This window comes from Thermosynechococcus sp. GLH187, from assembly GCF_031583395.1.
Taxonomy (GTDB): Bacteria; Cyanobacteriota; Cyanobacteriia; order Thermosynechococcales; family Thermosynechococcaceae; genus Thermosynechococcus.
Map to the genome: position 1 here is coordinate 556947 of NZ_CP134175.1, position 12456 is coordinate 569402.

At 55.5% G+C, this 12456-nt stretch carries 8 protein-coding genes; all 8 read right to left on the bottom strand.

The genetic code is table 11. The features are described 5' to 3' along the window. The 8 genes from moaD to gltB all read right to left on the bottom strand — a co-directional run bounded on the left by moaD (position 1) and on the right by gltB (position 12432). The gene (moaD, locus tag RHI63_RS02525; RefSeq protein ID WP_206200937.1) at positions 1-255 is read right to left on the bottom strand and encodes a molybdopterin converting factor subunit 1; all 255 of its coding nucleotides are present in this window, start codon (positions 253-255) and stop codon (positions 1-3) included. Continuing rightward, entirely contained in the window at positions 239-1297 is a 1059-nt protein-coding gene (gene moaC, locus RHI63_RS02530) for a cyclic pyranopterin monophosphate synthase MoaC (protein WP_310821788.1), read from the bottom strand. The genes moaD and moaC overlap by 17 nt, the downstream gene beginning before the upstream one ends. Before the next feature lie 4 nt (positions 1298-1301). Next, positions 1302-2267: a GTP 3',8-cyclase MoaA gene (gene moaA, locus RHI63_RS02535; RefSeq protein ID WP_190278050.1), complete on the bottom strand. Its 966-nt coding sequence runs from the start codon at positions 2265-2267 to the stop codon at positions 1302-1304. Between the two features lie 5 nt (positions 2268-2272). Continuing rightward, positions 2273-3448, bottom strand: coding sequence for a molybdopterin molybdotransferase MoeA (locus RHI63_RS02540; protein WP_206200940.1), 1176 nt, complete (start codon positions 3446-3448; stop codon positions 2273-2275). Positions 3449-3461: 13 nt separating this feature from the next. Further along, positions 3462-4139, bottom strand: coding sequence for an urease accessory protein UreF (locus RHI63_RS02545; protein ID WP_206200941.1), 678 nt, complete (start codon positions 4137-4139; stop codon positions 3462-3464). Next, positions 4129-4563: an urease accessory protein UreE gene (gene ureE, locus RHI63_RS02550; protein WP_206200942.1), complete on the bottom strand. Its 435-nt coding sequence runs from the start codon at positions 4561-4563 to the stop codon at positions 4129-4131. The genes RHI63_RS02545 and ureE overlap by 11 nt, the downstream gene beginning before the upstream one ends. Then, complete coding sequence (locus RHI63_RS02555) at positions 4563-7745, bottom strand: ATP-binding protein (protein WP_206200943.1); 3183 nt, start codon at positions 7743-7745, stop codon at positions 4563-4565. Before RHI63_RS02555 ends, ureE begins: the two co-directional genes overlap by 1 nt. A 61-nt stretch (positions 7746-7806) precedes the next feature. After that, positions 7807-12432 (bottom strand): glutamate synthase large subunit, encoded by a 4626-nt coding sequence (gltB, locus tag RHI63_RS02560; RefSeq protein ID WP_310821789.1) that lies wholly within the window; start codon positions 12430-12432, stop codon positions 7807-7809. Between the last annotated feature and the right edge of the window lie 24 nt (positions 12433-12456).

The following is a 12456-nucleotide window of genomic DNA, read 5'->3' on the forward strand; positions in this document are numbered from 1 at the left end:
TTAACCCCCGGCAACAGGGGGAATAAAGACGACCTTATCTCCAGCTCGTAGGGGTTGATCCAGTGTCACAAACGTATCATTAGCCGCAACCTTAACATGGGTCAGATCAAGGGTAAACCCGTACTGGGTCTTTAGTTCTTGGTATAGCTCGCCATAGGTTTGGGCGGTGGTCACTCGCTCCTCCTGTTCCCGTTGGCTTTGCTCGCGTAACTGGGCAAAGTAGCGTAGATGAATAGTTTTAGGGCCGTCGGACATGGTGTAGGGCTTCCAGATAATCTTCAGGGGTGTTGATGTTGGCAGTAATGGTCGGCTGGGGTGGGGCAATCCGCTGGCAGGGCGATCGCTGGAGAATTTTCACAGGGCAGTAGATCCCTTCTGCATAGGCGGCCTCAAATACCGGCAGAGCTTGGGGGGTATAAATGGCACACAATGGCTCTGGGAAACCCTCTTGGGGATGGTGATAGCAGGTGGCCACCACATCTTCGCGGTAATGGTGCAACAGGGGCGCAAGGGTTTCTGTGGTCAAATAGGGCAAGTCACAGGCCACCACTAACCAGTTCACGTGGGGATAGGCACGTAAAGCTGTTAGGATGCCGGCAATGGGGCCAATCTGAGGCAGGGTATCGGGGAGGGTTGGCAAATCGGCAAGGGGAGTCCCCTGCCATTGATTGGGTTGCGCTGAGAGAAAGACTTGTTCGCAGGATTGAGCCAACAAATTGTAGAGGTACTGGGCATGGGGTTCGCCGTAGTAGTCTAGCAGGGCTTTGGCCTGACCCATGCGCTGACTCTGGCCGCCAGTGAGCACAAGGCCGTAGAGGGGATATTGGCCGAGGGTTTTCTTGCCACCACTTTTCGCCAGCAGGCGCACCTCGCGAATCACAATATGGGGGCTGAGGGCTTTGGCCATGTCGTAGATTGTGAGGGCTGCGATCGCCACCCCATGCAGGCTTTCCATTTCCACCCCGGTGCGATCGCGGGTTTTGACCTCACAGCGCAGGCGAATTCTAAGGCCACTCTCAAGTGACTCGATATCCGTCTCAAAGCGACAACTGGTAATCGGCAGCGAATGGCAAAAGGGAATGACTTCAGCGGTGCGTTTTACCGCCATTGTGCCAGCAATAATCGCCGTTTGCACCACAGGCCCTTTCGTGAGAAAGAGATCTCCCCCTTGCACATAGGCCTGAAAGACTGGTGGCAATTCAATCAGGGCTTCTGCCACCGCTCGGCGATCGCTCACGGCCTTCTCGCTAATATCCACCATCTGGGGTTGTTGGTGCTCATTGATGTGGGAGAGCATCCTCCTAGCCTCCAATCTGGTGCATCGCATGGTGAACTTCTGCTCCGCGCAAGCTGGGTTTCATGCCCAACACTTGCTCATAGGCGGCATACCGTTCCCTTTGACTTAAGCCCCGTAGGGACACCCCCGCCTCCTTAAACAGGCACGCTCGCAGGACACCATCCGCAGACAAGCGCCAACGGGAGCAGTGGCCACAAAAGGGTTGGGATTCTGAAGCGATAAAACCAATCTGCCCGCCACAGGCCGTCTCAAAGTTAAACGAAGTGGAATCCAAAGGACGTGGCACAGGTCGCAGATCATAATGCTGACGCAAGCGCTCAATCATCGTGGCAGCACTAACAAAGCGATCGCCCCCCAAGTGGCAAGCATAGCCAATGCGCATCAGCTCCAAAAAGCGCACCTCAATCCCCAACCCCTTGGCGTACTCCACCATCGGCACCAGTTCGTGATCATTGACACCCGCCATAACCACCATGTTCAGCTTCACCTGAAACCCTTGGTGAACCGCAGTGGCCACCGCCGCCTTCACCGTTTCCAAGTGGTGGCCATGACTAATGGCGGCAAAGGTTTCGGGGTCTAGGCTATCCAGACTGATATTCAAACGCCGTACCCCATATTGTTCCAAGAGGGGCAAAAAGGGCACCAAGCGAATCCCATTCGTGGTTAAGCTTAGCTCTGGCACCCCCACTGCCACCAAGGCTGCGACAATCTCAGCAAACTCGGCTCGCAGGAGCGGTTCACCCCCCGTTAGGCGCACCGACTCAATCCCCAGTGCCACCAGTTCAGCCACAATCGTGGCATACTCTGTGGGGCTTAAATAGGTCTGGGGGGGCATAAAGGCGGCATCCACGGGCATACAGTAAGTACAGCGCAAATTACAGCGATCGGTAACCGACAGGCGCAACTTGCGAATGTGTCGCCCTTGGTTATCCAGCAAACGTTGGCTAGGGATAGCTGTGGTGACAACCATCCGCCCTAACTCCACGGAAAATAGCGATAGCACTCCCCAGCGGCAAATATCCCTTGCGAGGCAGGTAGTTCCAAGAAGCCATCACTGTCAGCCAAGGCCAAAAAATCACCAGAGTTTTGCATCGGACGGGGGTGGGCAATCAGTTCAGCAGTTTTCGTGGTTTCTAGTTTAACGGGTAAAAAGTAGGTTAAGGGCTTCTCAAAAGAGAAGGGAGTGGCCAAGCGGGCATAGAGGCGTGGCATGTCCAAAATATAGCGGTGTAAACACACCAAACTGGAGACGGGGTTCCCCGGCAAGCCAAAGACTGCCGTTTGCTGCGTGTGATCCACCCCAAACCAGAGGGGTTTTCCGGGGCGCTGAGCGACACCGTGGATATATTGCTGCACGCCATGATCGCGCCACAGTTGCGGTAAATAGTCAAACTTGCCCTTGGAAACGCCGCCGCAATAAATCAGGAGATCGTACGCTTGGCTCGCTTGGCAGTAGTGGGTTGCCAGTTGCAGCGGATCATCGGGTAAATGGGTGATGCTGACGTGGCTGTACCCTTGGCGCTTGAGGGCAGCCATTAGGGCGTAGGCATTGGAGAGGCGCAGTTGATGGGGTTGAGGGACGTGGTCTGGCGGAATCAGTTCATTGCCGGTGGCAACAATTTGAGTGCGGGGGGTGCGCTGGACACAAACTTCGCTCTGCCCCACAGAGGCAAGAATGCCCCAAGCCGGACTGTGTAGAGGGGTGCCTGCCGCCAGCACCTGTTGACCCGCCGGCGCATCACTGCCACAGCGGTGAACAAATTGATAGGGCGACCACAGTTCGGCGTGGCGGATATGGGCAATGCCGTCACGAATTTCCAGAGCCTCGTAGGGAATGACCAGATCGCAGTTCTGGGGCAACGCGGCACCAGTCATCACTTCCAAGCAGGCCTGTGGATCCGTCAACGTGGGGGGTACCTCACCAGCAGGGACAACCCCCAGAATCGGGAAGGCACGCTGACCAGATTCATAGGCGGCCCACCGCAGGGCAATACCATCCATCATGATGCGGTCAATGGGTGGGTAGGGGCGATCGCTGGTAATGGCTCCTGCTAGTCGGCTGTACTGAGGCTCAGTCAAAGAGATGGTCTCTGTGCCCCAATCGGGCAAATGCTGCTGAATCAGGTCAACGGCTGTTTCGACGGAAATCATTTTCTAGACAGGATTAACTGCGAAATAGGCGGCAGTAGAGCGTTTCGTGCTGCATACTGGCGAGGGCTAAGCCCAAGGTACAGCTTTCTAAATCATTGTCAGTCACATTTAAGCTCTGCTGCACGGTTTGCTGAATCTGGGGCTGAAGTTGGCGCAGAAGCACTTGACCCGCCGTCTGACCAAGGGGAATCAGTTTCACCGCTGCATTGATCAGAGTAGTGACCCAACTATGGAGATAGCCTAGAAGTGCGGTTTCTAGGGGAATGTCGGCAAGGGCAGCGGCAATGCAAAAGGCAACACTGACATTCCAAGGGTAGGGCTGACCAGTCTGAAGTTCTGGCGGTAGGCGATCGAGGGCAGCGACGAGGTTGATCAATGCTGTTCCCATTTGCCAATTTTGGGCACGCAGTTCGGCGCTTTCGCGGGCAGCCGAGAGCCACGCATTCCACTGGTGAACAGCGTCAAAATCGCCCTTGGCGATCGCCCCATAAACCCGCCCCATCACTGCTGTTTCCAAGTGAGCACTGCCAAAAGCCAGTTCAAAGGTGAGCCAATCCTGTACGGCGGCTGCTGAGGTGATCTTGCCTTGGGCAATCAGGGTCTCCAAGCCCTCGGAGTAGTTAAAGCCGCCAATGGGCAAAGCGGGACTCACCCACTGCAACAAGGTTAACAGCGCTGACTCAGTGAACATGGTAGGCACCGCGCTCGGGACAAAAGGGCGCGACTTCAAACGTTACTATTAAGCCCCGCTGTTCCAGCATGGTTTGCAACACGGAATCTGCCCCCCAGCGAAGATAATCGGTGTGAATTTCCAAGGGGAGGTGGCGATTCCCAAGGTGGTAGGCGGCCTGTAGAAGGTCAAGGGGAGTGGTAGCCATCACCTTTAGCGTGGGTTCGGGTTTGGCGTGAACCGTGACGACTACTGTGCCGTCCTCGTCCTGAAGGCGATCGCCCGGCTGTAACGTCATCCCGCGCGGCAACTTCAGATAGAGAGATTCCCCCTCATCACTGTGGCAATGGAGACGACTGCGACAGCGTTCCTCTGCGGTCAATGAGAGGTGCAACTGACGGGCATTTTCCAATGTTGTAGGGCAAAGTTGCGTCAGCCTGAACATCAAACCAGCGTCAACTCGACAATTTTATCAAAGCGGAATGTTTTCACCAGTTGCTGAAGGCCTGCAATCAAGGCGGCTTCTTCGGATGGGATTTCAGCAATCAGTTCGCGAATGCGCTTGGCATTGAGCTTTTTGGCCGCTTCTTGGAGTTCAGCAATCCAAGGGCGGGGCATCACCATTAGGGCGGCTGGATCCAGCACCTCAGGACGGGGAGCACTTGCGGGGGGCAGAGCATCCTCGTAGGCATACTCTAGATTTAACTGGGCGGCGAGTCGTTCAAAAATCGTTTGCGGACGGAAGGGCTTGGCAATGTAGTCATCACAACCGAGATTCAGCAGTTCCTGTTTGTCCTGCTCAAAGCCACTGGCGGTCACCGCAAGAATTTTCGGGGCGCAGACGGCTTCGCCGCGTCGGAGGCGATCGCTCACTTCTTTCTTGATCTGTCGCGTTGCCGTTTTACCATCCATCACGGGCATGCGAATATCCATGAGAATTGCATGGGGCTGCCATTCTCGCCAGATCTGCACCGCCTCTTGACCATTGCCGGCTTCTCGACAGCGAAAGCCCACGGGTTTTAGGAGTTGGGTGAGCAGTTGGCGGTTTTCGGGAATATCATCTACCACCAGAATGCGGACTGCTGAGGTGGGCGATCGCAGGCCAACAACGGTTTGTGCCCTTTCCTCCTCTAGCGCTTGGGGATCGCCAAGGCCAATGTTGATCTCAAAGTAAAAGTGACTTCCCTGCCCCTTGGTGCTGCGCACCTGAATATCCCCCCCCATCAATTGCACAAACTGGCGACTAATGGCCAACCCCAGCCCAGTGCCTTCACTGACTTTTTTACTGCTATCGGTTTGGACAAAGGGCTGGAAGAGCATTTTCAACTCTGCCGCGGTCATGCCAATACCCGTATCACTGACTTCAAAGGCGAGTCGCGGGGGTTCTTGGGCTTTATAGCTGACCTTGAGGGAGACGCCCCCCTCTTTGGTGAATTTAATGCCATTGCCCAAGAGGTTCACCAATACTTGGCGCAGCTTCATTTCATCAGTGGTTACCGCCACCGGCAGATTGGCGGGCAAATCAAAGACCAGACGCAACCCTTTAGCTTCAGCTCGCACCTTGAGCATTTCTTCGAGGGTTTGCAGCATCCGCCGCAGATCAAAGGTGGTTTCCTGAAGCGTGATACGCCCAGCTTCAATTTTGGCCATGTCAAGGACATCGTTAATCAAACCCAAAAGGTGTTCACCGCTGCGGTTGATCTTTTCAAGGGTTTGCCGATGCTGCGGTGCAAGGGTGCGATCGCTGAGCAAAATTTGACTAAAGCCGAGAATGGCATTGAGGGGGGTGCGCAGTTCATGGCTCATGTTGGCAAGGAAAATACTTTTGGCTTTGTTGGCTGCCTCTGCTGCCTCTTTGGCCTTGAGTAACTCCCGCTCCGCTTGATGACGTTGATGGGCTGCAAGGGCGATTGTGACAATATCCGCCACATTGGAGACAAAACTGCGTTCCTCCACCAGCCAAACCCGATGCTCGCCAATACTCTCAACACAGATCACCCCCAATAATTGACCATTGAAGATGATCGGCGCATCAATCCGAGAATACACCCGCTGAAGTTTGGCATAGTCCCGCAGTTCGTGGGTGCGCGGATCCGTGAGTAAATCATTGACCACGAGGGGTTCCCCGGTGCGCAGCAGTTTCAAGTACTCTGGATAGGGGGGCTGGGTGAGGTAGGTGGATTGAGTAGGGTTGTTGGCGGCAGGGTCGTACTGGACAACACATTTGAGGCGATCGCCCTGGAGTTCCCATGCCGAAGCCCGCTGGACGCGCAGTGTTGTTGCCGTCACTTGGATAATCTCCTGCAACGCCATACGAAAGTGTCCCTGTTGCACATGGGGAGATTGGCTCAGCTGCACCAAAGCAACATTGTGGTCATGAAGTACCCGTTCTTTTTCGGTCAGTTGTCGATTGGCCGCCTCAAGGGCAGCCGTCCGGTGCGCCACTTCCTCTTCGAGGCGTTGATTAAAGCGGTGGAGTTCACTAAAACTTTCCTCTAATTGCCCTGCCATATCCACAAAGGTGCGACCGAGGTTGCCCAACTCATCCTGAGTTGCGGTGTCCACCTCAGCGGCAATGTCTAGATCACCCACTGCAATTTTGTGGGCTGCAGCATTTAGCCGCTTCAGGGGGCGCACGATGTAGCCTGTCACTCCCCAAGTCAGCAAACTAATCAAGCCAAAGGACATCCCCAAAATCCACAGACCCGCCCACGTTTCTTCATGAATAAAGTCAAGCAGTGTGTCTTCATTGATACGAATGGCCAGACTCCAGCGTGCCTCGGGAATCGGCGCATAAAAGACCCATTGGCGCTCTTGGGAAAGCCAATCAGTGACCCATTGCTGTCCCCTTTGACCCGCCACCATTGCTCTGCCTAGGGCGGCAAGATCGCCGTGGTTGTTTTCCTTGGCAATGTAAAAAATAGATTGACCAATGAACTGGACATCGTTATGAAAGATAATCCGTCCCTTGCGATCCAAGACAAAGAACTGGCCTTCTTGGAGGGCTTGAATGTTCATGGTCTGCTGCAGGCTTTCTAGAGCCACATCCACCGTGGCGACTCCCCGAATTTGACCTTGGCGGCGGAAGGGCACCGAATAGGTTACCATCCAACTATCCCCCGCACCCCGATCAAAATAGGGATCACTCCAGCGGGGCTGACCGCTTTGAATTGGCTCTGTGTACCAGTTCCATTGGGGTTGGGTGTAGTCGTAAATTGTTCCCGTATCCTTTTGCCGCCATGTGCCCCCCTGCCGATAAATATAGGGGCAAAAGAGGCGCTTGCGGGGAGAAAAGCTATAGGGAGTAAAGGCAATCGCCGATCCATAGACCAAGGGATTGACAGTGACATTGCGGCGCAAAAATGCATACAGCTGCTGTTCATCGACCTTGGGGAAGGTTTCTAGGGCATAGGCAGTGGTGGTTGCCAGTTGCGCCACCTGCGCCAGTGAGTCGTTAAATTGATCGGCGTAGAGGGACACCAGCGTTCCCTGCCACTTTTCATAATCGGCAGTACTGCGGCCAATCAGGCGCGCCCGAATGTAGAGGAAAAGGCCGGTGTAGATGACAACAATCGGCAGGAGCGTCCCCAGCAAGAGCTTATGGCGAAAGGATAGCTTGCTGAGCATGGCGGCCTCGACCTCCCTAGGCTTTCCCCTTAATTTTAGGCTGCCTAAAAAGACCAATCCTCTAGGAAAGGGGACTGAGTACTTTGCTGTCGCTGTCAGTGGCCACTTCACCCACCACTTCCGGGGTATTGGCTTCCGAAGGCGGCACCACCTGCCAGAAGAGGGGTAAATAGTGCTCCCACTGCTCCAGAATCATTGCGGCCTTGGCACTCCCCGTGCGCTCGTGGTGGGCAGTAATCAGTTGTTTGAGTTGGGCGGCACCAATGGCAGAGGTGACCCGCTGGAGTTTGACAACTTCGGGGTTGACCTTGGCGGGGAAGTTACCCGCTTCATCCAAGATGTAGGCCAAGCCACCGGTCATACCGGCACCCACATTGCGACCCGTAGTGCCCAAGACCACGACCACCCCACCGGTCATGTATTCGCAGCAGTGATCCCCTGTGCCCTCGACAACGGCAGAGGCTTTGGAGTTGCGGACAGCAAATCGTTCACCGGCGCGGCCATTGGCAAAGAGAAACCCCCCCGTGGCGCCGTAGAGACAGGTGTTGCCAATAATCACATTCTCCGCAGCCGCATAGGGAGCATTGGCCGGCGGCTTGATAATGATTTCACCCCCATGCATCCCTTTGCCGACATAGTCATTGGCTTCGCCGGTGAGGTTGAGGATCATCCCCGGCAGATTGAAGGCGCCAAAGCTCTGGCCAGCGCTGCCTCGGAAGTGGAGGGTAATCTGACCTTCAAAACCCGTGTTGCCATACTTTTTGGCAATGGCACCCGCGATGCGTGCCCCGACAGTGCGATCGGTGTTGACAATGGGCAGCTCTAATTCAACGGTTTGCTGCTTCTCAATGGCGGCTTGCACCTCTGGGCGTGCCAAAATTTCATCATCGAGAACGGCACCGTTACTGTGCACTGTTTCGTGCTGCAACCACTGGCGATCGTGCCGCGTGTCGGGCAGCTTCGTCAAGCAATCCAGATTTAGGGGTGCAGTTTTTGCAAGGGTAACATCTTGGCGCGGTACCAGCAAATCCGCCCGGCCAATGATCTCGTTCAGGCTGCGGTAGCCCAGTTGAGCCAGAATTGAGCGCACCTCTTCGGCAATAAAGAGGAAGAAGTTCACCACATGCTCAGGCATACCGGGGAAGCGCTGGCGCAGTTCTTCTTTTTGGGTGGCCACGCCCACGGGACAGTTATTGGTGTGGCAAATCCGCGCCATGATGCAGCCCTCGGCAATCATTGCCACCGAGCCAAAGCCAAATTCCTCGGCACCCATCAGAGCCCCCATGACCACATCCCAGCCACACTTGAGGCCACCATCCACCCGCAGAATCACGCGATCGCGCAGTTGATTTTCCAAAAGAACGCGGTGCACCTCCGTCAGCCCCAATTCCCACGGACTGCCAGCATGCTTAATCGAACTCAGGGGCGAAGCACCGGTGCCACCATCGTGACCGGAAATTTGAATCACGTCGGCGTTGGCTTTTGCCACCCCAGCAGCAATCGTACCAATACCAATTTCGGCCACTAGTTTCACGGAGACTTGCGCTTGGGGATTGATCTGGTGCAGATCAAAGATCAGTTGCGCCAAATCCTCAATGGAGTAAATGTCATGGTGGGGCGGCGGCGAAATTAAGGACACGCCCGGCTTTGATCGCCGCAGCATAGCAATGTAGGGGCTGACTTTCGTGCCCGGCAGTTGACCGCCTTCCCCCGGTTTCGCGCCCTGGGCAATCTTGATTTCAATTTGCTGGGCATTGATCAGGTACTCTGGAGTAACGCCAAAGCGCCCAGAGGCCACCTGTTTAATGGCGGAACTGGCGGTATCACCGTTGCGCAAGCCCCGCAGATGGGGAAATTGGGGAGAGTGCCCCTCACCATCCACATCCGTCAGCACTTGGAAGCGAATCGGATCTTCGCCCCCCTCGCCAGAGTTGGATTTACCGCCAAGGCGGTTCATAGCGATCGCCAGCACCTCATGGGCTTCCCGCGAGAGGGCACCCAAGGACATCCCCCCTGTGCAGAAGCGTTTGACAATTTCACTGGCGGGTTCAACCTCTTCGAGGGGAATACTGGGGCGATCGCTCTGGAAGTCCAGCAGATCCCGCAAGGCTGTGGGTACCCGACCGGTGAGTTGACGGCGATAGACCTCGTAATGGTCATAGCTATTGCTGCTCACGGCTTTGTGGAGTGCCTTGGCCATCTCCGGATTATTCATGTGGTACTCGCCACCGGGACGGAATTGGACAAAGCCAAAGTTCTCCAGTTTCTTGGCGGTGAGTTCGGGGAAGGCCTTGTGGTGAAAAGCAATGGTTTCTTGAGCCAAGTCTTGAAGCGTCAGACCCCCCACCCGCGACGTAGTGCCAATGAAGGCCTTGTTGAGCAGGTCATCACCAATACCAATGGCCTCAAAAATTTGGGCACCGCGATAGCTAGCAATCAGAGAAATCCCCATCTTGGAGAGGATTTTTAGGAGTCCCTCCTCCACGGCTTTGCGATAGTTGGCCTGCACCTGTTGCAGTGTCAGTTGCGGCAGTTTGCCCTTGGCCATCAGGTTTTGGGTGCGATCGCTATGCCACCACTGGCGAATTGTTTCCCATGTCAAGTAGGGACACACTGCTCCGGCGCCATAGCCAATCAGGCAGGCAAAGTGATGGGTACTCCAGCATTGGGCTGTTTCCACGACAAGGGAGACGCGACGGCGAATGCCTTGGGTAATCAAATGGTGGTGCACTGCCCCCACCGCCAATAGGGGTGGGATATAGGACGTGTCGGCATCCAAAAGATGGGGTTCGCCAGCAAGGTTGTGGCGATCGCTGAGCACAAGGATTTCGGCGCCTCCTTTGACGGCGGCAGCGGCCTGTTCACAGAGCCGATTTACAGCGGCCTCAAGCCCCGCAGGCCCTTGGGCGATCGCAAACTGTGTCGAGAGCCGAGTGGTACCAAAGGGAGCCTTGAGAATTTCCTCTAGCTCTGCTTCATTAATGAGGGGAGAATTGAGTTGCAGCAGGCGGGCATCTTCTGGGCTTTCAACGAGCAAATTCCCCCGCGCACCAAGGCGAGTCACCAAGGACATCACCAGTTTTTCCCGCAGCGGATCAATGGCCGGATTGGTGACCTGGGCAAAGCGCTGCTTGAAGTAGTCGTAGAGTAGGTGGGGTTGTTGCGACAGCACCGCCAAGGGAATGTCATCCCCCATGCAGAAGGTGGGTTCCTTGCCATCCTTGGCCATGACCTCAATGATCATTTCCACATCTTCGGCGCTGAAGCCAAAGGCCATTTGCTGTTGTAGGCAGGTTTGGCTTTCGAGGGTGGGGGTTTCGCCATAGGGTTGAGGGGCAAGTTCTTGGCGATAGGTTTTCAGCCATTCGCCGTAGGGTTGCTGCTGTGCCACCCGCTGTTTGATTTCCCAGTTGGTGAGCAGCTCTTGGTGTTCTAAGTCAACGGCAATCATCTGCCCAGGGCCAAGGCGGCCTTTTTCAATCACCGTTGCTTCATCAATTTGAATGCTGCCCGCCTCGGAAGAGACAATCACCAGATCGTCATTAGTGAGGGTGTAGCGTGCAGGTCGCAGGCCATTGCGATCAAGGGTGGCGCCGACAATTTTGCCATCAGCAAAGGCCACTAGTGCTGGACCATCCCACGCCTCTTGAAGGCCACTGTAGTATTCGTAAAAGTCCACCACCTCGGGGTGATCCGCCAAATCGGGCTGGTTTTGGTAGGCCTCGGGAATCAGCATCATCATTGCCTGCAGGGGCTGCCGTCCCGATTGCACCAGCAATTCCAGCACATTGTCGAGGTTGGCGGAGTCACTATTTTCGGCATTGACAATGGGCATGAGATCCGCAAAGGCTTCGCCCCAATAGGGATGGCTCAGTTGGGCGGCTCGTGCCCGCATCCAGTTGATATTCCCCAAGAGGGTATTGATTTCGCCGTTGTGTCCCAGCATCCGCATCGGTTGCGCCAAGGGCCACTTAGGCATGGTGTTGGTGCTAAAGCGGCGGTGATAAAGGGCAAAGGGGGTGATGTAGTTGGGGTTGCGCAAATCCTCATAAAACTGGGCCAGTACTGCCGAGCGCACCATGCCCTTATAGACAATGGTGCGGGTGGAAAAGGAACAGATATAGAAGTCCTGTCGCCAGTCCGCCTTGATTTGGGCGATCGCCCGCTCAATGCGCTTGCGCGCTAAGTAGAGCTGCCGCTCCAGTTCATCACCACTGGCTTTACTGGAAGCCACAAAGAGCTGTTCAATTTGGGGCTGATTTTGCCTTGCTTGGCGCCCTAAAACACTGGGATTCACGGGCACTGCTCGCCAGCCCAACAGGCGCAGTTCATTTTCACTGAGCACCCGTTCCACAATCCCCTTTGCCGCTGCCGTTGCCGCCCCTTGGGGCAAAAAGATCATCGCCACCCCAATCCGCTGGCGGGGAATGCCAAACTCCGGCAACAACTCCCACGGAATCGCCGTCATGATGCCAGCCCCATCCCCAGAGTCGCGATCGGCACTACAGCCCCCGCGGTGTTCAAGGCAGGTCAATCCCTCAAGGGCTTGGGTCAAGATGCGATGACTAGCTATCCCCTTGCGATGGGCAACAAAACCCACACCACAGGCATCTCGCTCGGCCACAAGCCAAGGCTGTCCATGGTAACCAACTTGATGCACGGGGGAAGAAAAGGCAGATTGTTGCATGGGTCTGAAAGCGTTCAATCGACT